Origin of the sequence: Xanthomonas sp. NCPPB 1062 (assembly GCF_041481705.2) — a bacterium.
In the GTDB taxonomy this organism is placed as follows: Bacteria; Pseudomonadota; Gammaproteobacteria; order Xanthomonadales; family Xanthomonadaceae; genus Xanthomonas; species Xanthomonas euvesicatoria.
On record NZ_CM192987.1, the window covers coordinates 727,526 to 753,532 of the forward strand.

Annotated in this window: 22 protein-coding genes; 16 read left to right on the plus strand and 6 right to left on the minus strand. The window is 66.0% G+C overall.

From position 1 onward, the window contains the following. Positions 1-150: 150 nt before the first annotated feature. Positions 151-1,581: a cellulase family glycosylhydrolase gene (locus ACCQ16_RS03145; protein WP_039416984.1), complete on the minus strand. Its 1,431-nt coding sequence runs from the start codon at positions 1,579-1,581 to the stop codon at positions 151-153. Between the two features lie 212 nt (positions 1,582-1,793). Here ACCQ16_RS03145 and ACCQ16_RS03150 point away from each other — a divergent pair, with 212 nt between their 5' ends. The 8 genes from ACCQ16_RS03150 to hemC all read left to right on the plus strand — a co-directional run bounded on the left by ACCQ16_RS03150 (position 1,794) and on the right by hemC (position 12,768). After that, the gene (locus ACCQ16_RS03150; protein WP_014089296.1) at positions 1,794-3,281 is read left to right on the plus strand and encodes a SulP family inorganic anion transporter; all 1,488 of its coding nucleotides are present in this window, start codon (positions 1,794-1,796) and stop codon (positions 3,279-3,281) included. Positions 3,282-3,518: 237 nt separating this feature from the next. Further along, a complete protein-coding gene (locus ACCQ16_RS03155) occupies positions 3,519-4,499 on the plus strand; it encodes a GGDEF domain-containing protein (RefSeq protein ID WP_011346297.1) in 981 nt (326 codons plus the stop codon). 167 nt (positions 4,500-4,666) lie between these two features. Next, positions 4,667-6,316 carry a M28 family metallopeptidase gene (locus ACCQ16_RS03160; RefSeq protein ID WP_277573312.1) on the plus strand — a complete coding sequence of 550 codons (1,650 nt, stop codon included), beginning with the start codon at positions 4,667-4,669 and terminating at the stop codon, positions 6,314-6,316. 967 nt (positions 6,317-7,283) lie between these two features. Continuing rightward, a complete protein-coding gene (gene mdoH / locus ACCQ16_RS03165; RefSeq protein ID WP_008574349.1) occupies positions 7,284-9,182 on the plus strand; it encodes a glucans biosynthesis glucosyltransferase MdoH in 1,899 nt (632 codons plus the stop codon). 150 nt (positions 9,183-9,332) lie between these two features. Then, positions 9,333-10,001, plus strand: a complete 669-nt coding sequence (locus ACCQ16_RS03170; RefSeq protein ID WP_031420930.1) for an alpha/beta hydrolase — start codon at positions 9,333-9,335, stop codon at positions 9,999-10,001. Positions 10,002-10,005: 4 nt separating this feature from the next. After that, positions 10,006-11,055 (plus strand): sensor histidine kinase, encoded by a 1,050-nt coding sequence (locus ACCQ16_RS03175; protein WP_031420931.1) that lies wholly within the window; start codon positions 10,006-10,008, stop codon positions 11,053-11,055. 30 nt (positions 11,056-11,085) lie between these two features. Further along, a complete protein-coding gene (locus tag ACCQ16_RS03180; RefSeq protein ID WP_057681169.1) occupies positions 11,086-11,823 on the plus strand; it encodes a LytR/AlgR family response regulator transcription factor in 738 nt (245 codons plus the stop codon). Between the two features lie 30 nt (positions 11,824-11,853). Then, complete coding sequence (hemC, locus tag ACCQ16_RS03185) at positions 11,854-12,768, plus strand: hydroxymethylbilane synthase (RefSeq protein WP_008574345.1); 915 nt, start codon at positions 11,854-11,856, stop codon at positions 12,766-12,768. A gap of 191 nt (positions 12,769-12,959) precedes the next feature. On the opposite strand, the gene ACCQ16_RS03190 is transcribed toward hemC, so the two are convergent. Next, complete coding sequence (locus tag ACCQ16_RS03190; RefSeq protein ID WP_029818590.1) at positions 12,960-13,760, minus strand: DUF481 domain-containing protein; 801 nt, start codon at positions 13,758-13,760, stop codon at positions 12,960-12,962. Positions 13,761-14,328: 568 nt separating this feature from the next. On the opposite strand from ACCQ16_RS03190, the gene ACCQ16_RS03195 reads away from it, so the two are divergent. Next, a complete protein-coding gene (locus tag ACCQ16_RS03195; RefSeq protein WP_005916857.1) occupies positions 14,329-15,294 on the plus strand; it encodes a helix-turn-helix transcriptional regulator in 966 nt (321 codons plus the stop codon). Positions 15,295-15,451: 157 nt separating this feature from the next. Here the strand turns inward: ACCQ16_RS03195 and ACCQ16_RS03200 are convergent, their stop codons facing one another. The 3 genes from ACCQ16_RS03200 to ACCQ16_RS03210 form a co-directional block, all read right to left on the minus strand. Continuing rightward, complete coding sequence (locus ACCQ16_RS03200; RefSeq protein ID WP_122273318.1) at positions 15,452-15,730, minus strand: hypothetical protein; 279 nt, start codon at positions 15,728-15,730, stop codon at positions 15,452-15,454. Between the two features lie 87 nt (positions 15,731-15,817). Further along, a complete protein-coding gene (locus ACCQ16_RS03205; RefSeq protein WP_122273317.1) occupies positions 15,818-16,159 on the minus strand; it encodes a VOC family protein in 342 nt (113 codons plus the stop codon). A 32-nt stretch (positions 16,160-16,191) separates the two neighbouring features. After that, positions 16,192-16,761 carry a lipocalin family protein gene (locus ACCQ16_RS03210; protein WP_008574341.1) on the minus strand — a complete coding sequence of 190 codons (570 nt, stop codon included), beginning with the start codon at positions 16,759-16,761 and terminating at the stop codon, positions 16,192-16,194. A 367-nt stretch (positions 16,762-17,128) separates the two neighbouring features. On the opposite strand from ACCQ16_RS03210, the gene ACCQ16_RS03215 reads away from it, so the two are divergent. Continuing rightward, complete coding sequence (locus tag ACCQ16_RS03215; protein WP_014089304.1) at positions 17,129-17,440, plus strand: hypothetical protein; 312 nt, start codon at positions 17,129-17,131, stop codon at positions 17,438-17,440. A 67-nt stretch (positions 17,441-17,507) separates the two neighbouring features. Further along, positions 17,508-19,601, plus strand: a complete 2,094-nt coding sequence (locus ACCQ16_RS03220) for a prolyl oligopeptidase family serine peptidase (protein WP_008577312.1) — start codon at positions 17,508-17,510, stop codon at positions 19,599-19,601. A gap of 243 nt (positions 19,602-19,844) precedes the next feature. Here ACCQ16_RS03220 and ACCQ16_RS03225 read toward each other — a convergent pair whose 3' ends face one another. Then, positions 19,845-21,029, minus strand: a complete 1,185-nt coding sequence (locus tag ACCQ16_RS03225; protein ID WP_011346309.1) for a pyridoxal phosphate-dependent aminotransferase — start codon at positions 21,027-21,029, stop codon at positions 19,845-19,847. A 144-nt stretch (positions 21,030-21,173) separates the two neighbouring features. Between ACCQ16_RS03225 and ACCQ16_RS03230 the strand changes: the two genes are divergently transcribed. The 5 genes from ACCQ16_RS03230 to ACCQ16_RS03250 all read left to right on the plus strand — a co-directional run bounded on the left by ACCQ16_RS03230 (position 21,174) and on the right by ACCQ16_RS03250 (position 25,835). Further along, complete coding sequence (locus ACCQ16_RS03230) at positions 21,174-23,246, plus strand: S9 family peptidase (RefSeq protein WP_277573313.1); 2,073 nt, start codon at positions 21,174-21,176, stop codon at positions 23,244-23,246. A gap of 367 nt (positions 23,247-23,613) precedes the next feature. After that, entirely contained in the window at positions 23,614-24,012 is a 399-nt protein-coding gene (locus ACCQ16_RS03235; protein ID WP_003482768.1) for a YbaN family protein, read from the plus strand. A gap of 56 nt (positions 24,013-24,068) precedes the next feature. Further along, a complete protein-coding gene (gene lptM, locus ACCQ16_RS03240) occupies positions 24,069-24,323 on the plus strand; it encodes an LPS translocon maturation chaperone LptM (RefSeq protein WP_014089308.1) in 255 nt (84 codons plus the stop codon). Beyond that, positions 24,313-25,167, plus strand: coding sequence for a diaminopimelate epimerase (dapF, locus tag ACCQ16_RS03245; protein ID WP_014089309.1), 855 nt, complete (start codon positions 24,313-24,315; stop codon positions 25,165-25,167). Before lptM ends, dapF begins: the two co-directional genes overlap by 11 nt. Further along, on the plus strand, positions 25,164-25,835 hold the full coding sequence (locus ACCQ16_RS03250) for a DUF484 family protein (RefSeq protein ID WP_008571700.1): 672 nt from the start codon (positions 25,164-25,166) through the stop codon (positions 25,833-25,835). Before dapF ends, ACCQ16_RS03250 begins: the two co-directional genes overlap by 4 nt. Positions 25,836-26,007: the final 172 nt, after the last annotated feature.

The following is a 26,007-nucleotide window of genomic DNA, read 5'->3' on the forward strand; positions in this document are numbered from 1 at the left end:
ATGCAACAACGTGCCAATGCAATGTTGGAGCGCACCGGCCGCGACAAGACGTATCGGTAACGTTCCTCGCGCCCGCGCGCTGCTACGGAAGCATCAGCATTGGTCCATCGATGCAACGGCGGACACGCACTGCGTGTCCGCCGCATTGCATCAACCTGCAGCGCAGAAGCCGAACTCGGCAGTGGCGCCGGGCGCCAGCGTGCGGTTGAAGTCCACGCCGCTGGCCTGGAGTGTGGTGCCGCTCTGTGACCAGGTAACGTTCCAGGCGTTGTTGACGGTGCCGGTGACTGTCAGCGAGATCGACCAGTTGCCGCTGGCGGTGCCGGTATTGGTGACCTGCACGCGGTTGCAGTAGCCTCCGTTCCACCTACTGTCCGGGATCACCTTGGTACTGAAGCCCGCGCTTGGCGTCGGGGTTGGCGTCGGTGTCGGCGTGGGGGTCGGCGTTGGCGTCGGTGTGCTGTTGCTTACCGTTCCCCACAGCGTCCGCAACAAGGTCATCTTGTCTTCGCGCACGCTGATCCAGTCGTCGCGCAGGATGCCGCCGGTATCGCCGCTATTGGGGTTCCACGACCAATAGAACCCTTCGTTGATGCCCTTGCCACGCAGGTATTTCACCAGTGCGTCTTGCCAGACTTTGTCGCGCGCATCGCCTTCGCCGTACTTGCCGCCGAATTCGCCCAGCAGCAATGCGTGATTGCCGGCAAACTGGCCGAAATGGCGGTCCCAGATCGCGGGCATGTTGTTGGGGAAGTTGCTGTCGTTGAAGTACGACTGCACGAACACGTCCGGGCCGTACACATGCGGTGCCAGCAACAGGCGGTTGGCCGGAATGTTCAATGGGGTGCAGGCCAGCGGCTGCAGGCTGCCACCCCAGAAGATGCCGCCATTGGTCGAACACACCGGGTTGTCGGTGATGCCTTCCACCGCAATGATCCACTTCGGCGCCACCGCAAGCACGGCGGCAGAACCGCGCTCGGCGGCCTTGTTCCAGTCGGTGGCGGCGTTGCCCGTGCCCCAGGTCGCGGCGCCGTGCGGCTCGTTCTTCAGATCCACGCCGATCACCCTCGGCACGTTCTTGTAGCGGTTGGCGACAAAGCGCAGATCGTCCAGCCATTGCGCTTCGGAATATGAACTGGTGTACCACAGCTCGGAAATCGCCGCGCAATCGGGCGTGTGGTGATCCAGCAGCACATACATGCCGCGTGCGTTGAATTCGTTGATCACCTTGTCGAGGATCTGCAGCGAGGTCAGGCCCTGCAGATCGGCGTTGCGGCTGTAGTCGATGCTGCTGGGCATCTGGCCGCTACGCAGCGTGGCCGGGCAAAACGGCAGGCGCACCGCGTTGAAGCCCAGGCCCTGCATCTGGTTGATCATCTCCTTCCAGTTGCGTGCCCACAGGCCATGCATGACATGGTTGCCGGTCTCGAAGCCGAACACGTTGACGCCCTTGAGCTGAACCACGTTGCCGTTGTCGTCGACGATCTTGTTGTTGCTGACCGAATAGCTGAAAGCCGGTGCGGCTGTGAGCGCTAACATCGTTGCCAATGCGAGCGTACTTGCAGTCCTGAAAATGGACATGATGGTCTCCCTGGATGACCGAACTCGACGGCCGAGTGCGGTGAGGGGGGCATCTTGGTCTTCGGCTGCGCCGTGTGGCGTGACCGCTGCCACAGAAGAGCGCAGTGGCGCACCGATCACACGCAAGCTGCGGGCGAGGTCGCTTTCCCGCACACTATCGCTGCTGCGTGCTGTCCGCAGGCTGTCCTTTTTGTCCCCCGGAGTGTCCCTCAATGTCCTTGTTGCGTGCCGAAATGGCGCAATGGCGCGCCTCCCCCGCGCGCGAACTCATGGCCGGTGCGGTCGCCACATTTGCGCTGATTCCCGAAGTGATTGCATTCGCGTTCGTCGCCGGGGTGGATCCGCAGGTGGGCCTGTTCGCATCCTTCGTGATCGGCATCGTGATCGCGTTTTGCGGGGGGCGGCCGGCAATGATTTCGGCTGCGGCCGGCTCGGTGGCGCTGGTGGCTGCACCGCTGGTGGCCGCGCACGGGTTGCCCTATCTGCTGGCCGCCGGCCTGCTCGCTGGCATGGTGCAGATCCTGTTCGGGTTGTTGCGCCTGGGCGTGCTGATGCGCTTTGTCAGCAGTTCGGTGCGCACCGGTTTCGTCAACGCGCTGGCCGTGCTCATCTTCGCAGCGCAACTGCCGCATCTGCTCGGGGCCAACCTGACCACCTGGGTCATGCTGGGCGCAGGCCTGGCCATCATCTACGGCCTGCCGCGTCTGCGCCTGCCGGGGCTGTCGGCGATTCCCTCGCCCCTGCTGTGCATCCTGCTGCTCAGCGTGGCCGGCACTGCGCTGCATCTGCCGCTCAAGACGGTGGCCGATCTGGGCAAGCTGCCCAACGCGCTGCCGTTCCTGCAATGGCCGGCGGTGCCGTTGACGCTGGAGACGCTGCGCATCATCGCGCTGCCGGCACTGGCCATTGCCATGGTGGGCCTGCTCGAGTCGATGATGACCGCGCGCGTGGTCGATGAACTCACCGACACGCCCAGCAACAAGAACCGCGAATGCACCGGCCTGGGCATCGCCAACGCGGCGGCCAGCCTGTTCGGCGGCATCGCCGGCTGCGGCATGATCGGGCAGACCGTGGGCAACGTGAAATACGGCGGCCGCGGCCGGCTGTCCACGTTGTTTGCCGGCGTGTTCCTGCTGATCCTGATGGTGCTGCTCAAGCCGTGGGTGTCGCAGGTGCCGGTGGTGGCGCTGGTGGCGATCATGGTGATGGTGTCGGCAGAGACCTTCGACTGGCGCTCGCTGCGCACCGTGGTGACCCACCCGCGCACCTCCAGCGTGGTGATGCTGGCCACCGTGGCGGTCACATTGTTCACGCACAACCTGGCGGCAGGTGTGGCGGTCGGCGTGCTGCTGAGCGGGGTGTTCTTCACCTTCAAGGTGGCCGGGTTGCTGCAGATCGCGCATCACGATGGCGCGGATGGCGTGCGCACCTACAGCGTGCGCGGGCAGGTGTTCTTCGCCTCGGCCGATGTGTTCATCGACGCCTTCGACGCACGCGAGGTGCCCGGCCGCGCAGTGGTGATCGATGTCGGCCGCGCGCACTTCTGGGACATCACCGCGGTGGCGGCACTGGACAAGGTGGTGCAGCGTTTGCGTCATCACGGGCTGGACGTGCAGGTGAAAGGCCTGAATGCCGGCAGCCGCCGCCTGATGCAGCGGCATGCCTTGGGCGAAGACGCGCTGGAATCGGCACTGCCTTAGAGCGTGTTATTCACGTTGAGATGGAATGCGCCTGGCACGCCTGCGGCGCGTCATCCCGGGCTGTCCGTGCGCTGAGCGCGGCTGCGAGCGAATTCAAGTTCCGGCGGGCGACGCCGATGATTCGGCATCCTCATTGCCGGTCGTCGCTGTGATGCCAGTGGGTTTCAGCCCGAGATGTGTACCTGCGTGCCAAGCCCGGCATGACGGGTTCGTGTCCGCCCGCCGGAGGGCGCAGCCGTGACCAACGCACCGTTGCTGGAACGGATGGTGGACCTGACCGCCATCCGCGATGCGGACCTGCTCGATCTGAGCCTGTTGCGCACCGTGCGCGAAGTCTGCGCGGCCGAAGAACTTTCGCTGCTGCGCATCGCCCCGGACAGCAACAGCATCGCCGAAACGCGCCTGCGCGACGATGGCCGGCTGGCGCTGACGGTGGCGGAGATCCACGATGCGCGCACGCGCATCCAGCTGGCCGAGGTGCATGGGCCGGGCGATGTGGTGCAGCTGCACGAAGACGGCCGCGCCCTGCTGGTCTACCCGATGATGGAAGCGCGCGGCATCCGGACCTGCCTGCGGGTGGGCGGGACGCGTATTCCCGGCGTTGCCGAGCAAGCGATGCTGCAGGGCTTTGCGCGCTTCTTCCAGAACTACCGCAGCCTGCTCGACGACGCCCAGCGCGATGCGCTGACCGGCCTGCGCAACCGCAAGACCTTCGACGATGTGATCCTGCGGCTGTTTGCCGGTGGTGCCGACTCCGCCGCAGAGCAGGGCGTGTGGCTGGGCATCGTGGACATCGATCACTTCAAGCGCGTCAACGACACCTTCGGGCATCTGTATGGCGATGAGGTACTGCTGCTGGTCGCACAGCTGATGCAGCGTGCGTTTCGCCAGGACGACCTGCTGTTCCGCTTCGGCGGCGAAGAGTTCGTGATCGTGTTGCGCGGCGTGGACCGCGACACGGCCGTGAGTCTGTTCGAGCGATTCCGGCTGGCGGTGGCCGAGCACCTGTTCCCGCAGGTGGGGCAGGTCACGCTCAGCACCGGCATCGTCGAACTGACGCACGGTCGGCTGATCAGCGAAATGCTGGACGAAGCCGACAAGGCGCTGTACTGGGCCAAGCAGAACGGCCGCAATCGCGCGGCGGTCTATGCCGAGCTGATTGCCGGTGGGCAATTGCAGCAGGTTGCGCAACCAGTGGGCAGCATCGATCTGTTCTAGGCGCCAGCGCGGCGCTGAAACAGGCCAGAGCTCTTGGCCGTGGATGCAGACACGAAGCTTGTGCAGTACTCATCGCACCCGCATCGCAGGCTTCGGCGCAGCCGCAGGTATCGGCCTGCACGCGATGCTGGCTACACTCCAGGGCTATCCATGATGCGGGGTGTGCAATGAAGCGAGTTGCCGTAGGACTTCTGGCGATGGCGGTCTCGACCGCACTGATGGCGGCCACGCCGAGTTTCGATGGCGCGCGCATCTCGCGCGACGTCAAGGAACTGGCCTCCGACGCCTATGAAGGCCGCGGCCCGGCCACTGCCGGCGAAGAAAAGACCATTGCCTACCTGAGCGAGCAGTTCGCCGAAGCCGGCCTGCAGCCGGGCGGCGACCTGGCCAACGGCAAGCGCGGCTGGACCCAGGCGGTGCCGTTGCGGCGCGCCGATATCGTCGGCACGCCGACCATTGCGGTGCAGAACGCGGGCAAGCCGCAAACGCTGACCCAAGGCAAGCAAATCGCCATCCGTGCCGCGCTGGATGGCTCATCCAAAGTGGAGATCGCCAACGCGCCGCTGGTGTTCGTCGGCTACGGCGTCAAGGCGCCCGAGCGCAACTGGGACGATTTCAAGGGTGTGGACCTGAAGGGCAAGATCGCGGTGGTGCTGATCAACGACCCGGATTTCGAAACCGGCAAGGGCGACTTCGACGGCACCGGCATGACCTACTACGGCCGCTGGACCTATAAGTACGAAGAAGGCGCGCGCCAGGGCGCACTCGGCGTGCTGGTGGTGCACGAAACCGCGCCTGCCTCGTATGGCTGGGACACGGTGGCCAGCTCCAACACCAACACCATGTTCGACGTGTTGCGCGACAACCCGCGCAGCGCGCATCCCACGCTGGAAGGCTGGATCCAGCGCGATCTGGCCACCGAGCTGTTCAAGCACGCCGGGCTGGATTTCGAGACCTTGAAGAAGCAGGCGCAGACGCGCGGGTTCAAGCCGGTCGAGCTCAAGGACCAACGTTTGAGCGCCAGCTACCAGGTCAAATCCGATGTGATCACCTCGCACAACGTGGTGGCGCGGCTGGAAGGCAGCAAACATCCGGACGAGACGCTGATCTACAGCGCGCACTGGGACCATATCGGCGTGGGCAAGCCGGATGCACGCGGCGACACCATCTTCAATGGGGCATTGGACAATGCCAGCGGTACCGCCGCGCTGCTGGAGCTGGCGCGTGGCTTCGCCCAGGGGCCAACGCCTGAGCGCTCGGTGGTCTTCCTGGCGGTCACCGCCGAAGAAAAGGGCCTGCTGGGCTCGGAATTCTACGCCTCCAAGCCGCTGTACCCGCTGGACACCACGGTGGCGGTGATCAACATGGACGGCATGAATCCGTTCGTGCCCTCGCGCGATTTCGGCATCTACGGCACGGCAAAGCTCGAGCTGCTCGATCAACTGAAGAGCGTGGCCGCGCAATCCAAGCTGCGTTACACGCCCGATCCCAAGCCGCAGGCTGGGTATTTCTTCCGTTCCGATCATTTCTCGTTCGCCAAGCGCGGCGTGCCGGCGCTGTCGTATGCAGCCGGCCAGGATTGGGAAGTGGGCGGCGTGGCGGCGGGAAAGGCGGCCGCCGACGACTACACCGCCAAGCGCTATCACCAGCAAGGCGACGAATGGAAGCCGGATTGGACCTTCGCCGGCGCCGCCCGCGACCTGGGCGTGCTGTATGCGTTGGGCCAGCAGCTGGCCGACTCGCGCCAGTGGCCGAACTGGAGCCAGGATTCGGAGTTCCGCGCTACCCGCGACGCCAGCGCGGCGGCACGCAAGTAAGACGGCTCACAACGTCATTGCGCGAGGACCAGGGCTGCTGCCCTTGCGCGATGGCGCATGTGCCATATCGATATGCCGCGTTTGAATAAGCCTTGCCTGCCACGCGGCTTGTGCTTGCTGTTGTCGGTCACAGCAAGCGGCGAACGTTCTGTGTAACGCCCTCGCTGCTGGCGGCATGGATGCCGCATCGCGCCCCAGATGCATTCACGGCGTGTCCGGCGAGCGGCGAGGGCACTGCGCACGCGACACGGCGGGCCTAAGGATCGCCGAGCGCTCGCAGATGTCATTGATGCCTCGATCAAGCGGTTGCATCAGCAAACAAAACCACGTGCGACGAGCCGCTTTCCCGGGCATCGCGCAACGGTCTGGTGCGGCGAGGACGCCGCATACTCGACCAATCAAGCTGCTGCCGCAGGCCTTGAGAACGTCCGACCACCGCAATGCCTGGAATTCCAGAGCGCCTTGAGCGATGCAGAGCGGCCAACCAATCGCTTGCCCCAACCTCTGACCGCATCGGTGCAGCGCAACGCCAGCGCCCCGTCGCCGCAACCGATTGCACGCCATGGCACACCAATTGCAGCTGTCAGGCAGCATGGCCCGGCCAGCGGTCCGTGACAGCGTCTGCGCTAGGCTGCAATCTGTTGGGGTTGCGTTCGGTCGGTGCGGCGTAGTCTGCCGCGCGGTCCTCGTGGGGGAGGGCGAAGACCGTACGCGGCGTTCGTTCCTTTAACGGTCGATTCTTTAGGATGAGCTGCGAGGTGAGATTGCAGCCAGGAGAACTTGTGCATCGGAGTGGTTTCAGAGCGTCTTGGTCGTACACCGTCGGGCTCGCCCGCTCGGCCGCGTGCCAGGCAACATCGCACTGCATGGCGGGGATGGACCTCCCGTGTCAGCCCGCACTGTCGTCCTCGCGCGACGGGCAGCCCTGATGGATGGCACCGTGACCCCTTCCCCGACAACGACTGCAATGCCCCCCGTTTCCGCCCTCGATGCCGGCACGCCCACGCTGCCGCCGGAAGCACCGCTGGCGATGCCCGAACAGAACCTGCGCGAAGGCAGCCTGCAGGTGCGCCACCAGCGCACTTCGCCGCCCGGCATCGGCGTGCGCCGCTTCTATTTGATCGGCGGCACCTTCGCCACCACCGCCATCGCCGTGTGGGTGATGCTCAGCGTGCTGTGGCCCGATGGCATCAGCGTGCTGGAAGGCTGCCTGCTCGGCCTGTTCGTGTTGCTGTTCGCCTGGATCGCCATGTCCTTCGCCAGCGCCGTGGCTGGTTTCGTCACCGTGGTGGCGCGCGCCGGCCGCAAGCTCGGCATCGACCCGGAGCAACCCCTGCCCACGCTGCGTTCGCGCACCGCGTTGCTGATGCCCACCTACAACGAAGACCCGCGCCGGCTGTTGGCCGGCCTGCAGGCCATCTACGAATCGGTCGCCGAGACCGGCCAGTTGGAGCATTTCGATTTCTTCGTGCTCAGCGACACCACCCGCGAGCACATCGGCCGCGCCGAGGAGCTGGTCTATAACGAACTTTGCGATCGCGTCGACGGGCATGGCCGCATCTTCTACCGCCGCCGCGCCGACAACGCCGCGCGCAAGGCCGGCAATGTGGCCGACTGGGTGCGTCGCTTCGGCGGCAGCTACCCGCAGATGCTGATCCTGGACGCCGATAGCGTGATGACCGGCGACACCATCGTGCGGCTGGTCGCCGGCATGGAAAACAACCCGGACGTGGGCCTGATCCAGACCTTGCCGGCAGTGGTCAACGGGCAGACCCTGTTCGCCCGCATGCAGCAGTTCGGCGGGCGCGTGTACGGGCCGATCATCGCCTTCGGCGTGGCCTGGTGGCACGGCGCCGAGAGCAATTACTGGGGCCATAACGCCATCATCCGCACTCAGGCCTTCGCCGATCACGCCGGCCTGCCGTCGCTGCGCGGGCGCAAGCCGTTCGGCGGGCATGTGCTCAGCCACGACTTCGTCGAAGCGGCGCTGATGCGGCGCGGCGGCTGGGCCATGCACATGGTGCCGTACCTGCAGGGCAGCTACGAAGAAGGCCCGCCCACGCTGACCGACCTGCTGATCCGCGACCGCCGCTGGTGCCAGGGCAACCTGCAGCACGCCAAGGTGGTGAGCGCCAAGGGCCTGCACTGGATCAGCCGCATGCACATGCTGATCGGCATCGGGCATTACTTCACCGCGCCGATGTGGGGTCTGTTGATGCTGATCGGCATCGGCATTCCGCTGGCCGGCGGCGGTATCGATCTGGCCGGCGACCTGCCGTTCTCGCCCGCCCGTTACTGGCACGGCAGCAGCCAGGGCAATGCGATCTGGATCTTCATCTGCACCATGTTCGTGTTGCTGGCGCCCAAGCTGCTCGGCTACATCGCGTTGCTGCTCAACCCGCGCGAACTGCGCGCCTGCGGTGGTGCCTTCCGCGCTGCGGTGAGCATCCTGCTGGAGACCGTGCTGGCCGCCCTGATGGCGCCGGTGGTGATGTACCTGCAGTCGCGCGGTGTGTTCGAGGTGCTGGCGGGCAAGGATTCGGGCTGGGATGCGCAGGTGCGCGACGACGGCAAGCTGTCGTGGCCGGCGCTGTTTCGCAGCTATGGCGGTCTGACCGTGTTCGGCCTGTTCATGGGCGCGGTGGCCTACGCGGTCTCGCCCGCGCTGGCCGCCTGGATGGGGCCTGTGATCGTCGGCATGGCGTTGTCGATCCCGGTGGTGGCGCTGACCTCGCTGCGTCGCACCGGCATGGCGCTACGCCGCGCCGGTATTTTCTGCATCCCCGAAGAACTCGACCCGCCCAAGGTGCTGGTGCGTGCCTCCGAGCTGCGCCGCGCCGCTGCGCTGGAACCGTCGCTGATCTGAGTGTGCGTCGGCGCCGGCCTCGTTGGCCGGCGCTGTGGCGCGGTCGCATGCAGAGCCCCGTGGCGAACGGCGGGCCTCAAGCCTCTGGCGCCGGCTGATCTGGCCTGCCCCTCGCGCAAGGCATAATGCCCAGCCCGCAAGCGGAGCTGGATGATGCTGGAAGTGATCGAACGCGAGACCGGACCGAACCCGCAATGGAGCGTGCTGTGGCTGCATGGCCTGGGCGCCGATGGCAGCGACTTCGCCCCGATGGTGCCCGAGCTGGTGCGCCCGCAGTGGCCCGCGCTGCGCTTCGTGTTCCCGCATGCGCCGATCCGCTCGATCACCATCAATAACGGCGTGCGCATGCGCGGCTGGTACGACATCGTCGGCATGGATTTCGCCCAGCGCGCCGACAAGGCCGGCATCGCCGAATCGGTCACCCAGGTCGAGGCCTTGATCGCCCATGAGCAGAGCCGCGGCATCGCGCCGGAGCGCATCCTGCTGGCCGGCTTCTCGCAAGGCGGCGCCGTGACCCTGGCCGTTGGCCTGCAGCGCAGCGTGCCGCTGGCCGGGCTGATCGCCATGTCCACCTATCTGCCGGATCCGGCCGCGGCCGCCAGCCAGTTGCAGCCGGCCGCCCTGCGCCAACCGCTGTTCATGGCGCATGGCACGGCCGACCCGGTGGTGCCGTTCGCGGCCGGCCAGGCCAGCATGCAGACCTTGCGCACGCTGGGTTTCGCACTGGATTGGCACACCTACCCGATGGGCCACCAGGTCTGCCTGGAAGAGATCGAGGCCTTGCGCGACTGGATGCAGGCGCGCTTCACCGCTGCCTGAGCCCATGGCCCAGCGCGCGCCGCAGATCGCCTGGATGCCGGACCTGTGCCGGCTGCCGCGGTTGGGCGCGATGCTGGGCTTGGCCGAGCTGGTGGTGCTGGTGGTGACCTTGGTCCCCGACGCCGGCGCGCGCAGCATCACGTTGTCGCGGTTCCTCTCCGCCAGCGGCCTGGCGCTGTGGCTGGCATTGGCGGTCACCGTGCTGCTGTGCGTGTTGCGGCCCACCTTGTCGCGATTGCCGCCACGCCTGGGCGGGCTGAGCGCCTTGCTGATCGCTGCGGTGGTGGCGATGCTCGGTGCCGGCATCGTGCACGGCCTGTATGCGGTGCTCGGGCAGGTACCGCTGGGCGCGCAGGTCGGCTTCTGGCGGTTCACGCTCGGCAGTGCGGCCACGGTGGTGCTGATCACTGCGCTGGCGCTGCGCTACTTTTATGTCAGCGACCGCTGGGAGGCGCAGGTGCAGGCCAATGCACGCGCCGAGGCGGATGCCTTGCAGGCGCGCATTCGCCCGCACTTCCTGTTCAACAGCATGAACCTCATCGTCAGCCTGCTGCGGCGCGATCCGGTGGTGGCCGAACAGGCGGTGCTGGACCTGTCGGATCTGTTCCGCGCCGCCCTCGGCGCCGGCGAGGGCGTCTCCACCTTGCGTGCCGAATGCGAACTGGCCGAACGCTATCTGGCAATCGAATCGCTGCGCCTGGGCGAGCGCCTGCAAGTGCGCTGGCACCGCCAGGAACCGTTGCCGTGGGAGCTGCCGATGCCGCGCCTGGTGCTGCAGCCGCTGGTCGAAAATGCGGTACTGCATGGCGTTTCGCGCATGCCCGAAGGCGGTACGCTGTACCTGTCGCTGCGTCAGCGCGGCAACCAGCTGCAGATCCGCATCGTCAACCCGGCGCCGCAGCCCGGCACCCAGTTGCCGCTGCTGGCCGGCGCCGGGCATGCCCAGGCCAGCATCTCGCACCGGTTGGCGTTCCAGTTCGGCGCCGGGGCACGGATGGCGGCCAGCTGGGCTGAAGGCTACTATGCCTGTGAGATCACATTGCCGCTGCCGTGAGGGGAAAGTCACTGCAGCGAGGGGGAGTCCATGACGGCCACGCAAGTGCGGGTGCTGATCGCCGATGACGAGCCACTGGCGCGCGAGCGCCTGCGCATGCTGCTGGGCGAGCATCCGCAGGTCGAGGTGATCGGCGAGGCCGAAAACGGCCAGCAAGTGCTGCAGCAGTGCGAACAGCTGCGCCCGGACCTGGTGCTGCTGGATATCGCCATGCCCGGCGTGGACGGCCTGGAGACCGCGCGGCTGCTGCGGCAAGGCCAGCCGCCGCCGGCGGTGGTGTTCTGCACCGCCTACGACCAGCATGCATTGTCGGCGTTCGACGCGGCCGCGCTGGATTACCTGATGAAACCGGTGCGCCCGGAACGGCTGGCATCTGCACTGGAAAAAGTCGCCACCTTCCTGGCCGGCCGCGTGCCCGGCACCGCGTCCAGGCCGCTGCGCACCCATCTGTGCGCGCGCCTGCGCGGCAGCCTGCGGCTGATCGCCATCGGCGACATTCGCTACCTGCAGGCCGAAGAGAAGTACGTCATCGTCCATCACACGCGCGGCGAGGACTTGATCGAAGAGTCGCTGAAATCGCTGGAAGACGAATTTGCCGACCGCCTGGTGCGCATCCATCGCAATTGCCTGGTGGCCCGCGATGAACTGGTGGAACTGCGCCGCAGCGGCGATGGCCAGGTCCACGCGGTGCTGCGCAACGTGCCGCAGACCCTGGAAGTGAGTCGGCGCTGCGTGGCCAGCCTGCGCGATCAACTACGCCAACTGTGAGTTCGGTGCCGGCTCCGCGATAATGCCGGCATGACCACGCTCCGTATCGCCACCCGCAAAAGCCCGCTTGCCCTCTGGCAGAGCGAACATGTCGCCGCCGCGCTGCGTCAGCACCATCCCGGCCTGGAGGTGGTGCTGGTGCCGATGAGCACCCGCGGCGACGAAGTGCTGGACCGGTCGCTCGCCGCCATTGGCGGCAAGGGCCTGTTCCTGAAGGAGCTGGAGCTGGCAATGCTGCGCGGCGAGGCCGATTGCGCGGTGCATTCGCTCAAGGACGTGCCGATGGAACTGGACGCCCCGTTCGTGCTGCCGGCCATCCTGGAACGCGGCGACCCGGCCGATGCGCTGGTGTCCAATCTCTACGCCAGCCTGCAGGCGCTGCCGCTGGGCGCGCGCGTGGGCACCTCCTCGTTGCGTCGCCAGGCGCAGTTGCGTGCGGCGCGCCCGGATCTGGAATTGATCGACCTGCGCGGCAACGTCAACACGCGGCTGGCCAAGCTCGACAATGGCGGCTACGACGCCATCGTGCTGGCCTGCGCCGGCCTGCAGCGGCTTGGGCTGGAAGCACGCATCAGCGCGCGGCTGGACGCGCCGGAATGGTTGCCGGCACCTGCGCAGGGCGCGGTGGCGGTGGAATGCCGTGGCGACGATGCACGCATCCACAGTCTGCTGGCGGTGCTGGATGCTGGCCGCACGCGTGCCTGCGTGGAAGCCGAGCGCGCCATGAACCGCGCCCTGCACGGTAGCTGCCATGTGCCGGTAGCCGCCTTCGCGCGCTGGGAAGGGCAGGGCCTGTTCCTGCAGGGCATGGTGGGCAGCGCCAGCGACGGCCGCCTGATCCACGCCGATGCGCACGGCAGCGCCGAAGATACCGAAGCGCTTGGCCGCCGCGTTGCGCAAGGGCTGTTCGACAAGGGCGCCGCGCAGCTGCTGGCCGAGCTGTAACGCGCTGTCGCGTCAACGTGTAACGCGACCGACATCGACGCCGGCGCCCAAACGCAAGCTCCAGACCTAGCCGCTACACACGCAATGCCGCCCCCACGCAGCGCCCGCTCTTCGTAGCAGCGGCCCTGGCCGCGAGAGGCTTTATCGGGAACGCCCTCGCGGCCAGGTCCGCTCCTACCGTTCGCGGTTGTTTACTTGAACGTGTAGACCAGATTGACCGTGGTCAGCGTATCGGTCTTCTTGTCGCCGTCGCTGACGTCGCTGTTGTGACGCATCTGCCACGCCGCCTTCAATGCAAAGTGCGAGTTCATGCTGACCTGCACGCCGAAATCGTTTTGCGCATAGGTGTTGTACTCGCCCGATTCCACCAGCAGCGTATTGATCAGATCGGTGTTGTCGGTGACGGTGTACTTGAGGTCGAACAGGCCGCGGCCGATCAACCCGGTTTCGTTACGGTCTTCGTCGCTGTTGTGCGCGCGGCGCACACCCGGGCCCACCTGCGCATCCAGGTAGAAGCGGTCGGCGTCGATCAGGCGCGTGCCATAGCCGATACCGAAGGTGGCCAGACGGTCGTAGGTGGCGAAGTCGTCGTGTTCGTAGCGGCCGGTGGCCGTGAGCTGGCGGTGTTCGCCCAGCTGCAGTGCGCTGCCGACGCTGCCGGTGTAACGCTCGGCGGTGGTCTGGCGCTCGCGCGTGGTGCTGCCGTCGTCGTTGGTGTTGGTGTATTCCGAACTCGAGCGCAACGCGGTGGCATCCAGGCTATGGATCCAGTCGCCGTCGGTGTAGCGCAGGCGCACGCGGCCGTTGAGGCTGTCGGTGGTGCTGTTGCCATGCGCCGCAGCGTAGCCGAGCTCGCCGCTGCTGCCGCTCCAGGGCGACGGCAGCACCACGGCGGCCGGGTCTGCCGGCACCGGTGCGACTGCCTGGGCCCAGACGGAGGGCGTGATCAACAACAGCGGCAACAGGGCAGACAACGGGACACGGCGGGACATGGGCAGCTCGCTTTGGAAGGCGGGAGAGGGGTGGAAGCGATTTCATGATAACGGACTGTGCGGTGACGTCATCGCCAAGTGAATATCCGCTTCATTGCCGGTTGGGACGCCGAAGGCGGCATGGACCGGAGCGGCCCTGCAGACGGGCGCGGCGATGAAAGGCGATCTTTGAAGCGGTCGGCGAAGTGGTCGCAGTGGCTGGAGCGACCTGCGAGATCGTTGTCAAGGGAATGAATGGTGGTTCGGGGCGAATGCCGGGCGTGAACCGCAGCGACCTGCCCGGATGCGCGTGCGCATGGCAGGCGGCCTGGCGATGTCATCAGGACTTCTGGCCAGCCAGTGGCAGGAGCCTGAGCGGCCCGGGGCGTCGCGTGCCAGCGTTACCGGCGATGCCTGCCAACCCGGGGCCTGCGCGACCGCGCGCACGACCCCGGCATGCAGTGGCTGTGCGACCGACCCAACAGACCAGGCCGCTGCATCGCACATCCTCCGGGCGCTTGCCGCTGTCTGCCAGCCGTCACATCGCGATGCTCACCCCGCCACGCAAAGACTCGGACATAATCGACGCATGGACCGCTACGAACGCATCAACTCCCTGCATCGCTTGCTCAAATCGGCACGCTACCCGGTCACGGTGGCGCGGCTGCAGGACGAGCTGAGCTGTTCCCGCGCGACTGTCTACCGCGATCTGGCGTTTCTGCGCGACGCGCTGATGGCACCGGTGGAAGGCGACGGCGAATCGGGCTTTCGCTATCTCTCCGGCGAAAGCGACCGCTTCGAATTGCCCGGCCTGTGGCTGAGTTCGGAAGAACTGCACGCGCTGCTGGCCTCGCAACAGCTGCTCGCGCGCACCGGCGGCGGAGTGTTGTCTTCGATGCTGGCACCGCTGCAGCAGCGCATCGAAGGACTGCTGGCTGCCCAGGCCGGCGTCTCGCAGTGGCCAGTGGATCGGGTGCGGGTCATTCCACATCGCGGCCGCAAGCTGGACGAAGCCAGCTTCCGCACCGTGGCCTCCGGCGTGCTGGAGCGCAAGCAGCTGAGCTTCGACTACCGTGCGCGTTCCACCGACGAATCGACCAAGCGGACGGTGTCGCCACAGCGCATCACCCATTACCGCGACAACTGGTATCTGGACGCGTGGGATCACGGTCGCGACGGCGTGCGCAGCTTTGCGGTGGACCGCATCAACCACGCGCGTCTGCTCGATGCGGCGCCGCGCGATGTGCCCGACAGCGAACTGGACGAGCAGCTTGCCGCCAGCTACGGCATTTTTTCCGGGGCGCCCAAGGGGTGGGCGACCATCGTGTTCAGCTCCAAGGCCGCGCGCTGGGTTGCCGACGAACATTGGCATTCCAAGCAGCAGGGCCGCTTTCTGCCCGATGGCCGCTACGAGCTCAAGTTGCCCTACAGCAACTCGCGCGAATTGCTGATGGACGTGCTGCACTACGGCTCGGACGCAGAAATTGTCGAGCCCATGTCGCTGCGCGAGCAGGCCAAGGCGTTGTTGTCGCTGGCGCTGAGCAATTACGACTGAGCGTGGTAGACAGTTGACGCATACGGCAGGGCCGCAGTTGCGGCAGGCACGTGCACGCGTCTGGAAGCTGCATCAGCCCTGGTAGGCGCAGATGCGATCAATGGCGCCCAAGGCCTGAAGTGGCCGAGGTGCGAAGCGGATTCGGCCTTATGACGTGTCAGGCCCCATCTTGCACCGCGAGCATCTGCTGCGGCTGCAAGCCCAAGCAGTGGAAGTCAACCAAATCCTCACCCTGATGCCACTGCTTCTCTACCCAGGCCTGTCCCCACCGATCCACCTCGTAAACCTCGAACGTTTCGCCGAGCATCGAGAGAAGCCGGTCTCTTTCCAGTTGCGGCAGGTGGCAGACAGTGGACTGGTGGAGATGCGTGACCTGGACACGCGTGCCGACCCGAACGACCAGGCCGATGCTGTCAGTTGTGGTTTGCTCCGGCATGGGGCCTGATACCTCGGTTAGCCGAGCCGCGACGCGGCGTCGGCTCGGACGAATTGCCAGGCCGCGCGACAGGCACGATCACAGGAGCTAGCGCTGCCACAGGCCGTGATCGTTTCCGCCGAGCAGGTAGATGGCACATCGACCCCAGCCGGGAAGTTCCATCGGTGGGACTGCGACCGTGCCGCCTGCCTCCACGATGGCCGAAACAGCCGACTCGATGTCTTCGACGAGCCAGTAGGGGCGAACAACGGGCCGTTCCGACTCGCGCAGAGGTGCGCGTACACCGACGATGCCGCCGCCGGCCAGGTATGCGGTGCGGGCGTTACCCAGCTCGGGTACCGGCTCGCCGAATTCGGCGCCCTGCACCGCGTAGGCGGCACAGACCTCCTCCGTGTTGCAGGTAACGATCTCCAAGTACTGAACCTTCAAGCCACACCTCCAACGGATGACGTCCGATCGTGCTAGCGCTTGTTCGGCACTTCAAAGCCCAGGCGGTCCACCTGTTCGCGCAGCTGCGGTACCCGCTTGAGTTTGTCGGTATAGATGGAATAGTCGTCGCGCATCTTGTTGACCAGCATGCGGTACTGGTCGCGGCTCATGTCCGGCTTGCGCGAGAAGATCCAGGCCAGGTCGCGGCCCGGGTAAGAGATCAGCATCCACGAGCCGTCGGGGGCGATCTCCAGGATGCGCTGCTTGGCCGGGATGACCTTGTAGAACCAGACGCGCCAGTCCCGGTTGCCGCTGTCGGCATCCACCGAGGCGCGCGCATTGACTTGCTTTTCCGGTTCGCCGAATCCGTCGCGGTACAGATAGCGCACCGCCACCTTGCCGTCTTCGACCAGGGTGTATTCGTCGCGGCTGGTGACGTGGCCACGCTCGACCGCGTTGGGCATGCGCGCAATCACGTACCAGGTGCCCATGATCTTGGACAAGTCGATTGCCGGCTCCGTGGCGGACGTGTCCTTGGCGTGTGCCACGGGCAGGCCGAGGACGAGCAGAACAGCGAGGGCGATCGTAACGGTCAGGCGCATCGCAACATCACAAAGAGGCAGTCGGAGCAGCACACTACCGCATGCAGGGGGCAAGTTCGCGTCAACGGTCGGGTCTGGCATCGGCAGCCGGGCAATCCGCGGCAGACGCCGGGCGGCTGGGGCCGGCTGGCGGGCGCCGATCAGGCGCTGGCACCGCGATCGACCGGCTGGCTGCGCCGCGCGGCGTCGGTCCGGTGCCGCGCGCCGACGTTGCAGGGGGCCGCAGCATTCGTGGAGGCCGGTGACGCGCCTGGGCAGGCGCCCCAATCGCGCCCCGCAGGATGCCCGCGTCAAGGTCGCAGCTTGTGAGATGGGCTGCGGCAATCCTGCGCGCCTGTTGTGATCCTTCCTGCCACGGAGTGCCGCCATGTCGCATCGTCCTGCTTCCCGTTCCGAACGTCCCGACCCGCGCGTGCTGCGCCCGGTGCGGCAGATCGCCCTGGCCGGGCTGGCCCTGGTGCTGGTCTGGCCGGCCGCGCGAGGTAGCAGCGAGTGGATCGGCTGGTTGCCGCTGTGGCTGGTCGGCATGCCGATGCTGGCGTGGTGGAGCCTGCACCGGTTTGCCCTGCCTTCGTTGGCAACGCGTGGCGCGCGCCGTGTTGCGCCCCGGCGGCGTGGCCCGCAGGCCCAGCGCCGGCGCAGCGCTTCGCGTACGGCGACACAGGCGCGCGCAGCCTGACCTTCGGCAGGGTTGGCTGGCGGGGCGCTGTGCTACGTTCCGGGCATTCGTGTTTCCGGAAACATTCATGTCCAAGTTCGCCTCGATCTGCCTGGTTGCCGGCCTGATCACCGCTGGCGCCGTCTCTGCAGAGGAACCCCCCGTGTCCAACGATCCCTACGCCTGGCTGGAAGATGTCACCGGCGCCAAGCCGCTGGACTGGGTCAAGACCCAGAACGCCAAGACCGAGGCGCGGCTGGCCAGTACGCCGGCGTTCAAGCAGATGGAAACCAGCATCCGCGAAGTGCTGGATTCGGACGCCAAGATTCCCGGCGTGCAGAAGATCGGCGCGTTCTACTACAACTTCTGGAAGGACAAGCAGCACGAGCGCGGCCTGTGGCGGCGCACCACGCTGGACGAGTACCGCAAGGCTTCGCCCAAGTGGGAAACGGTGCTGGACCTGGATGCGCTCAACAAGGCCGAAGGCGAAAACTGGGTGTGGCACGGTGCCGACTGCCTGCGCCCGGACTACCAGCGCTGCCTGATCGCGTTGTCGCGCGGCGGTGCCGATGCCGATGTCACGCGCGAGTTCGATCTGGGCAGCAAGCAATGGGTCAAGGACGGTTTCTTCCGCCCCGAGTCCAAGGGCGGGCTGGGCTGGATCGACCGGGACACCGTCTACGTGTTCACCGATTTCGGCGCCGGCAGCATGACCAGCTCCGGCTACCCGCGCATCGCCAAGCAGTGGAAGCGCGGCACGCCACTGACTGCTGCGACCGTGGTGTACGAAGGCAAGCCGACCGATATGTACATCGCGGCCATGCATGACGACACGCCCGGTTTCGAGCGCGATTTCGTCAGCCGCACGCTGGCCTTCTACAACGACGAGCTGTATCTCAAGGGCGCCGACGGCAAGCTGGTCAAGGTGGACGTGCCCAATTCGGCCAGCAAGTCGGTCAAGCGCCAGTGGCTGACGCTGGAGCTGCGCGAGCCGTGGACGGTGGGTGGCAAGACCTACAAACCCGGCACCTTGCTGGCCACGCGTTTCGACGATTTCATGGCCGGCAAGCGCAACTTCGATGTGTTGTTCGAACCCACCGACACCACCTCGCTGGCCGGCATGGCGTGGACCAAGTCGCACCTGGTGTTGAACGTGCTGGAAGACGTCAAGAACCGTCTGAGCGTGATCACGCCTTCGCGCGATGGCTGGAAAAAGAGCGCGTTCGTCGGTGCGCCGAGCTTTGGCACGGTGGATGTCGGCGCGGTGGATAGCGACGACAGCGACGCGCTGTGGCTCACCGTCACCGATTACCTGACCCCCACCACCTTGTCGTGGGTGGAGGTGGGCTCTGCGCCGCAGCCGCTCAAGACCATGCCGGCGTTCTTCGATGCCGGCAAGGACACCATCGAGCAGCACTTCGCCACCAGCAAGGACGGCACCCGCGTGCCGTATTTCCTGGTACGCCCGAAGACCTTGAAGCTCGACGGCAGCGCGCCGACCCTGCTGTACGGCTACGGCGGTTTCGAGATTTCGATGACGCCCAATTACTCCGGTGGCCTAGGGCGCGCGTGGCTGGAGAAGGGCGGCGTCTACGTGGTGGCCAATATCCGCGGCGGTGGCGAATACGGCCCTCGCTGGCACCAGGCCGCGCTCAAGCAGAACCGCCACAAGGCGTATGAAGATATGGCCGCGGTGGCCAAGGATCTGGTGGCGCGCAAGATCACCTCGACCAAGCATCTGGGCGTGCAGGGCGGCAGCAATGGCGGCCTGATGACCGGCAACATGCTCACCCAGTATCCGGAGCTGTTCGGTGCGGTGGTGGTGCAGGTGCCGCTGCTGGACATGAAGCGCTACAGCCACCTGCTGGCCGGCGCCTCGTGGATGGCCGAATACGGCAACCCGGACACCGACGACTGGAAGTTCATCCAGACCTTCTCGCCGTACCACCTGTTCGATGCGAAGAAGACCTATCCGCCGGTGATCTTCCTGACCTCCACGCGCGACGATCGCGTGCACCCCGGTCACGCGCGCAAGATGGCCGCCAAGATGATCGAGGCCGGCAAGGACGTGACCTATTACGAGAACATCGAAGGTGGCCACGGCGGTGCGGCCAACAACGCGCAGGCCGCGCATATGGCCGCGCTGGCGTACAGCTTCCTGTGGGAGCGGTTGGCCGACTGAGGCGCCGTCCACATGCGGCATGATGCGTCGCGCGACACGAGGCCGCTGGCAGTTTGCAGCGGCCTCGTGTCGTTAGAGGGTTTTGTCTTAGGTCAACATGCCCGAGCGTGCGCGATGTTGGCCTTGCCGATGGCGTTGGCGGTCAGCGGGTGCGCAGTGGAGAACGCGCATGCTACGCAATGCGCAAGGCGTCGGCGCCTTACGCGAAACGTCCGTGCAGCGCACTGCGGGTCACGCAGCCTGCTACAACCGCTTCAACCCACGCGCAATCCGCTCCACCGCCTGCTGCAGACGCGGCAGGCTTTGCGTGTAGGCAATGCGGACGTGCTGATTGGCGCGGTAGTGGCCGAAGTCGATGCCGGGCGTAAACGCAACATGTTCGGTTTCCAGAAAATGCGCGCAAAACGCCTGCGCATCATCTGAAAATCCGCTGATGTCGGCATACAAGTAAAACGCGCCTTGCGGTTCGACCGCGATCTCGAAGCCCAGCGCACGCAAGGCCGGCAGCAGGTAATCGCGACGCTGCTGAAACTCACCGCGGCGCGCTTCGAAGATGGCGATGCTCTCGGGCGTGAAGCAGGCCAGTGCGGCATGCTGGGCAATTGTCGAGGCACTGATGTAGAGATTCTGCGCGAGCTTCTCCAGTTCCGGCACCGCGTCGGGCGGTGCGATCAGCCAGCCCAGCCGCCAGCCGGTCATGCCGAAGTACTTGGAAAAACTGTTCAGCACGAACGCGCCATCGTCCACCTCCAGCACGCTGTGCGCGTCCAGGCCGTAGGTCAGGCCGTGATAGATCTCGTCGACCACCAGATGGCCACCGCGCGCATGCAGCGCCTGCGAAAGCGCAGCCAGTTGCGTGCGCGACAGCACGCTGCCGGTGGGATTTGCCGGTGAGGCCACCAGGGCGCCCACGCTGTCGGCGTTCCAGGCGCTCTCCACCAGCGCAGGGGTCAACTGATAATCGCTGTCCGGGCCGACCGGGACCAATTGCGCGGCGCCTTCGACCAGGCGCAGAAAATGCCGGTTGCACGGGTAGCCCGGGTCGGCGAGCAACCAATGCTTGCCCGGATCCACCAGCAGGCTGCTGGCCAGCAGCAATGCGCCAGACCCCCCGGGTGTCACCAGAATCCGCTCCGGATCGAGGTTGCAGGCGTAGCGTTGCGCATAGAAGCCGGCAATCGCCTCGCGCAGCGCCGGCAGCCCGCGTGCGGCGGTGTAGCGGGTGTGGCCGGCTGCCAATGCCGCCTGGCCGGCAGCGACGATCGGCGCGGCAGTGGTGAAGTCGGGCTCGCCGATTTCCAGGTGGATCACGTCGTGGCCGGCCTGCTCGAGCGCATTGGCGCGCGCCAGCAGCGACATGACATGAAACGGGGCGATGTCCTGGCTGCGACGGCTATAGCCGCCTGCGTACGGAAGTGTGGAATCCATTGGCTCGATGATAGACCAGCATGACCCAGGACACATGGCGCCCGACAAGGGGCTCTTCCACACTCCGGTGCCGGGATGGCATTGCGTTCATCCAATGGACCCCAATCTGATGAAGCCGTCCTCACTCTTCTGATCGCCAGCCTGATGACCACATCCCCTGCCTTCGCCGCCCTTCCGTCGCCGCCAGACGTCGCCAAGCACCCGCATGTGGTCAAGGCGCCGTTCGGTGCGACCCGCAACGACGACTATTACTGGTTGCGCGACGACAAGCGCGAAGACAAGGCGGTGCTGGCGTATCTCGACGCCGAGAATGCCTACACCGACAAGGTGATGGCGCCGCTGAAACCGTTGGAAGAAGCGCTGTACACCGAGATCGTCGGGCGCATCAAGCAGGACGATGCCAGCGTGCCGTATCGCGAGCGCGGCTATTGGTATTACACGCGGTTCGAAACCGGCAAAGATTATCCGATCCAGGCGCGTCGCAAGGGCAGCATGGAGGCGCGGGAACAGATCCTGCTCGACGTCAACCAGATGGCGCAGGGCAAGGGCTACTTCAGCGTGGGCGATGCCGCGGTGAGCCAGGACAACCGCATCCTCGCCTGGGCCGACGATGCCGTTGGCCGCCGTCAATACACCATCCGCTTCAAGAACCTGGACACCGGCGAACTCTATCCGGATACCGTGGAAGGCGTCTCGGCCAATGTGGTGTGGGCCGACGACAACAAGACGCTGTTCTATGTCGAAAACGACCCGGAAACGCTGCTCACCGTGCGCGTGAAAAAGCATGTGCTCGGCACGCCGTCCAAAGACGATGTGCTGGTGTACGAAGAGAAGGACGACAGCTTCTACATGGGCATCGGCCGCACGCGCGACGACAAGTACATCACCATCGCGGTGGAAAGCACGGTTTCTTCGGAAACCCGCTATGCGCTGGCCGCCAAGCCGGACACCTTCACGGTGCTGGCCAAGCGCGAGCGCGATGTGGAATACCACGCCGAGCATTTCGATGGCCGCTGGGTGATTCGCACCAATGCCGACGACGCCAGGAACTTCAAGTTGGTCACTGCGCCCACCGATGCGACCACGCGCACGCAGTGGACCGACTGGGTGGCGCACGACGACAACGTCTACATCGAAGACTTCGAATTGTTCGATGGATTCACCGCCATCGAAGAGCGTTCGGGCGGACTGGAGCGTGTGCGCTTGCTCATGCGCGATGGTAGCCATGAATACGTCAAGGCCGATGAACCGGCGTATTCGATGGGTCTATCTGTCAACGCCGAGCCGGATACCGTCTGGCTGCGTTATAGCTACACCTCGCTGACCACGCCGGCGACCACCTACGAGCTCAACACGCAGACCGGCGAGCGCCGGTTGCTCAAGCAGCAACCGGTGATCGGCTACGACGCCAGCAAGTACGTGACCGAACGCGTGTGGGTGACGGCATGCGACGGGGTCAAGGTGCCGGTGTCGCTGGTGTACAAAAAGGGCTTCAAGAAGGATGGCAGCGCGGCGCTGTTTCAGTATGCGTACGGCAGTTACGGCATGTCGATGGACCCGGCATTCAATCTGCCGGCGATCAGCCTGCTGGACCGCGGTGTGGTGTATGCCATCGCGCACATCCGCGGCGGCCAGGAAATGGGGCGCCAGTGGTACGACGACGGCAAGCTGCTGCACAAGCAAAACACCTTCAATGACTTTATCGATGTCACCCGCGGTCTGGTCGCGCTAGGTTACGCCGCCAAGGACCGGGTTGCCGCATCCGGTGGGAGCGCGGGCGGTCTGCTGATGGGCGCGGTGGCCAATATGGCGCCGCAGGACTATCGCGTGATGGTCGCGCAGGTGCCGTTCGTCGATGTGGTCACCACCATGCTCGACGCCAGCATTCCGCTCACCACCAACGAATACGACGAGTGGGGCAACCCGGAAACCCAGGACGATTACCAGTACATGCTGTCGTACTCGCCGTACGACAACGTGCGCAAGCAGGCGTACCCGGCGCTGTTCGTGGGCACCGGCCTGTGGGATTCGCAGGTGCAGTACTGGGAGCCGGCCAAGTGGGTGGCCAAGCTGCGTGACGACAACACCGGCACCCAGCCGATCGTGTTCCGCACCAATATGGAAGCCGGGCATGGCGGCAAATCCGGACGCTTCCGCCGCTACCGCGAGCTGGCCGAATCGTATGCGTTCGTACTGGATCAGTTGGGCGTGAAGTAGCTGGACGGGAGGGATTGGGGAGTCGGGATTCGGGATTCGTTAGAGCGGATGGCTTGGGCGGCAGCTGGCTGCTCGCTGGGATGCGAGCGGCTTGCACGTCTTCCATCTTCCGCCTCACCGCCTTCGTTTTTCCTTATCGGCGCGGTGCGTTCGCTGCCTCGCCCTGCAGCGAGCCGGGCATCGCAGTCAGGCGTCGCTGCGGCCGGGGCTGCGTATCTGACCGCAGCGCGGTGGGGCGACGCTGGAGATCTGGCGGCCAGCGCGCGCTGCATGCCGCCCGCTGCGCAGAACGCGCCCTTCTGCAGCGGTAGAATCATCGCTGCAAGGCCGACTCACCAAACCGCAGCGCTGGCCGTATCATTTGCGCATGACGCGACCGACTCGATTCCGCTGGGCCTGGTGGTTGCTGGCCTACGCCAGCCTGGCTACCGGCATCGTCGGGATCTTCGTCCCGGGGCTGCCGACGACGGTCTTCATCCTGATCTCTGCCTGGGCGGCCTCGCATGGCTCCGAGCGCCTGCACAACTGGCTGCTGTCGCATCCGCGCTTCGGCCCGGCGATTGTGGAATGGCAGACCTACCGGGCAGTCAGCCGCAAGGCCAAGTGGATGGCGACGCTGACCATGACGGTCTGCGCCGCGATCATGCTGTGGTGCGTGCCGGTGTTCTGGGTCAAGTGCCTGTCGATCGGCAGCATGGCCGTGGTGGCGATCTGGCTGTGGTTGCGCCCGGAGCCGCCGCCGCGCCCGCTGCCAGGTGCGCACTGAACGCAGCGCGCCTGCCAGCGCACGGCCGTAACGGCGTTCTGGCTATACTTCGGCCCATGAGCATTATGTCCCGACCGTCTGTTCGTCTCGCACTGGTTGGTGCGACCTTTCTCCTGCTTGCCGCTTGCGGCAACAAGGGCCCGCTGGTGATGCCGCAGAAGCCGGTGCCGGTGGAAGCCCAGCCGGTGCCGCAGCCGGCGGATGCGTCGCAACCGCTGGACGAGTCCACGCCTGCGCCTGCGCCGGTGGATGGCGCTACCAAGCCCGCATCCACCACCGACCAGCCCGCTAGCAGCGGCAATGAGCGCTGACGGTCGCAGCGGGCGTCTGCGTTTCACCAAAATGCATGGCGCCGGCAACGACTTCGTGGTGCTGGACCTGCGCGACGGTACGCCGCCACCGGATGCCGCACTGGCGGCGCAGCTGGCCGACCGCCACTTCGGGGTGGGCTGCGATCAGATCCTGACCATCGAGGCACCGCGCAGCCAAGGTGCCGTGGCGGCCTACGGCATCTGGAATTCCGATGGCTCGGCCGCACGCCAATGCGGCAACGGCGCACGCTGTGTCGCCGCGTGGCTGGTGCGCGACGGCACGGCCCAGGGCGAGCGCTTCATCATCGACAGCCCAATGTCCGCGCACGCGGTCGAGCGCCTCGACGGCGACCGCTACGCGGTGGCGATGGGTGTCCCGCAGTTCGAGCCCGCCCAGATTCCGCTGGCCGGGTTTGCACATGCGCGCGACGAATATGCGCTGCCGGTGCACGGCGAGACCGTGCGCTTTGGCGCGGTGTCGATGGGCAACCCGCACGCGGTGGTCGAAGTCGGTCGCGTCGATGCAGCACCGGTGGAACGCGTAGGCGCGCTGCTGCAGCAGAACGCGGCGTTTCCCGATTCGGTCAATGTGGGTTTCGTGCAGGTGGTCGACCCCGCGCATGTGCGCTTGCGCGTGTTCGAGCGCGGGGTGGGCGAAACGCTGGCCTGTGGGAGTGGCGCCTGTGCGGCCGCGGTGGTGTTGATGCAACGCGGCCGTGTCGAGCGCGATGTGCAGGTGTCCTTGCCCGGTGGCGAGTTACGCATTCGTTGGCCCGGCGACCAGGAGCAGGTGGTCATGTCCGGCCCGGCGGTGTTCGTCTTCGATGGAGAATGGAACCGATGAGCGAGAACACGGACAAATTCGGCGCGCACGAAGTGGCCACCTGGTTGCGACGTCACCCGACCTTCCTCAAGCAGTTCCCGGATCTGGCGGTGAGCTTGCTGGTGCCGCGCGACGACGGCCCCACCGCTTCGTTGGCCACCTACCAGTTGGAAGTGCTACGCGACAAGAACCGCGAACTCTCGCGCCGCCTGCACGAGCTCGGCAGCAACGCGCAGGAAAACGAGCGGCTGTCAGTGCGCACGCATCAACTCACGCTTGCGTTGATGCGCCAGACCAGCGCGGCCGACACGCTCAAGGCGATGGCCGCCTCGCTGGCGGAAGATTTCAACGGCGAACTGGTGCGGCTGGTGTTGCTAAAGCCCGTCGATGCGCTGGATGCGGACTGGCTGCAGACCATCGCAATCGACGATGCACGGCTGGCGCCGTTTCGCGATTGCCTCAACGATGGCGAGCCCATCTGCGGCCGCCTGCAAGCTGAAAAACACACGCTGCTTTACGGCGCACAAGCGGGGCAGGTGCACTCCACCGCGTTGCTGCCGCTGCCGGGCATCGGCCTGATCGCGGTGGGGAGCAGCGATGCCAACCGGTTCTATCCCGGCATGGGCACGCTGTTCCTGCGCATGATGGGCGAATCGTTGAGCGTGGCGTTGCAGCGCTTCGACGTGTGAGGCCATGGCTGCGCACACCGACGTTGGCGACATGGGGCGCTGGTGGTGGCGCTGCTTTTGCAGCAGGGAGAGTGAGGTGTTGGCAGTCGAGTCTCTGCGTTGTCTGCACCTGCAGGGCGCGCGCGTCGCGCGCGTGTTGCAGATGACGGCAGTCACCCCGCGCAATCGGGAG

What these genes read in the sequence shown, in the direction of transcription:
- ACCQ16_RS03250 (WP_008571700.1), top strand. Translation starts at nt 25,164, where the DNA reads ATGAGCGAGAACACGGACAAATTCGGCGCGCACGAAGTGGCCACCTGG.
- ACCQ16_RS03145 (WP_039416984.1), bottom strand. Translation starts at nt 1,581, where the DNA reads ATGTCCATTTTCAGGACTGCAAGTACGCTCGCATTGGCAACGATGTTA.
- ACCQ16_RS03170 (WP_031420930.1), top strand. Translation starts at nt 9,333, where the DNA reads ATGATGCTGGAAGTGATCGAACGCGAGACCGGACCGAACCCGCAATGG.
- ACCQ16_RS03230 (WP_277573313.1), top strand. Translation starts at nt 21,174, where the DNA reads ATGACCACATCCCCTGCCTTCGCCGCCCTTCCGTCGCCGCCAGACGTC.
- ACCQ16_RS03220 (WP_008577312.1), top strand. Translation starts at nt 17,508, where the DNA reads ATGTCCAAGTTCGCCTCGATCTGCCTGGTTGCCGGCCTGATCACCGCT.
- ACCQ16_RS03235 (WP_003482768.1), top strand. Translation starts at nt 23,614, where the DNA reads ATGACGCGACCGACTCGATTCCGCTGGGCCTGGTGGTTGCTGGCCTAC.
- ACCQ16_RS03225 (WP_011346309.1), bottom strand. Translation starts at nt 21,029, where the DNA reads ATGGATTCCACACTTCCGTACGCAGGCGGCTATAGCCGTCGCAGCCAG.
- ACCQ16_RS03200 (WP_122273318.1), bottom strand. Translation starts at nt 15,730, where the DNA reads ATGCCGGAGCAAACCACAACTGACAGCATCGGCCTGGTCGTTCGGGTC.
- ACCQ16_RS03150 (WP_014089296.1), top strand. Translation starts at nt 1,794, where the DNA reads ATGTCCTTGTTGCGTGCCGAAATGGCGCAATGGCGCGCCTCCCCCGCG.
- ACCQ16_RS03180 (WP_057681169.1), top strand. Translation starts at nt 11,086, where the DNA reads ATGACGGCCACGCAAGTGCGGGTGCTGATCGCCGATGACGAGCCACTG.
- ACCQ16_RS03160 (WP_277573312.1), top strand. Translation starts at nt 4,667, where the DNA reads ATGAAGCGAGTTGCCGTAGGACTTCTGGCGATGGCGGTCTCGACCGCA.
- hemC (WP_008574345.1), top strand. Translation starts at nt 11,854, where the DNA reads ATGACCACGCTCCGTATCGCCACCCGCAAAAGCCCGCTTGCCCTCTGG.
- dapF (WP_014089309.1), top strand. Translation starts at nt 24,313, where the DNA reads ATGAGCGCTGACGGTCGCAGCGGGCGTCTGCGTTTCACCAAAATGCAT.
- ACCQ16_RS03195 (WP_005916857.1), top strand. Translation starts at nt 14,329, where the DNA reads ATGGACCGCTACGAACGCATCAACTCCCTGCATCGCTTGCTCAAATCG.
- ACCQ16_RS03215 (WP_014089304.1), top strand. Translation starts at nt 17,129, where the DNA reads ATGTCGCATCGTCCTGCTTCCCGTTCCGAACGTCCCGACCCGCGCGTG.
- ACCQ16_RS03175 (WP_031420931.1), top strand. Translation starts at nt 10,006, where the DNA reads ATGGCCCAGCGCGCGCCGCAGATCGCCTGGATGCCGGACCTGTGCCGG.
- lptM (WP_014089308.1), top strand. Translation starts at nt 24,069, where the DNA reads ATGAGCATTATGTCCCGACCGTCTGTTCGTCTCGCACTGGTTGGTGCG.
- ACCQ16_RS03190 (WP_029818590.1), bottom strand. Translation starts at nt 13,760, where the DNA reads ATGTCCCGCCGTGTCCCGTTGTCTGCCCTGTTGCCGCTGTTGTTGATC.
- ACCQ16_RS03210 (WP_008574341.1), bottom strand. Translation starts at nt 16,761, where the DNA reads ATGCGCCTGACCGTTACGATCGCCCTCGCTGTTCTGCTCGTCCTCGGC.
- mdoH (WP_008574349.1), top strand. Translation starts at nt 7,284, where the DNA reads ATGCCCCCCGTTTCCGCCCTCGATGCCGGCACGCCCACGCTGCCGCCG.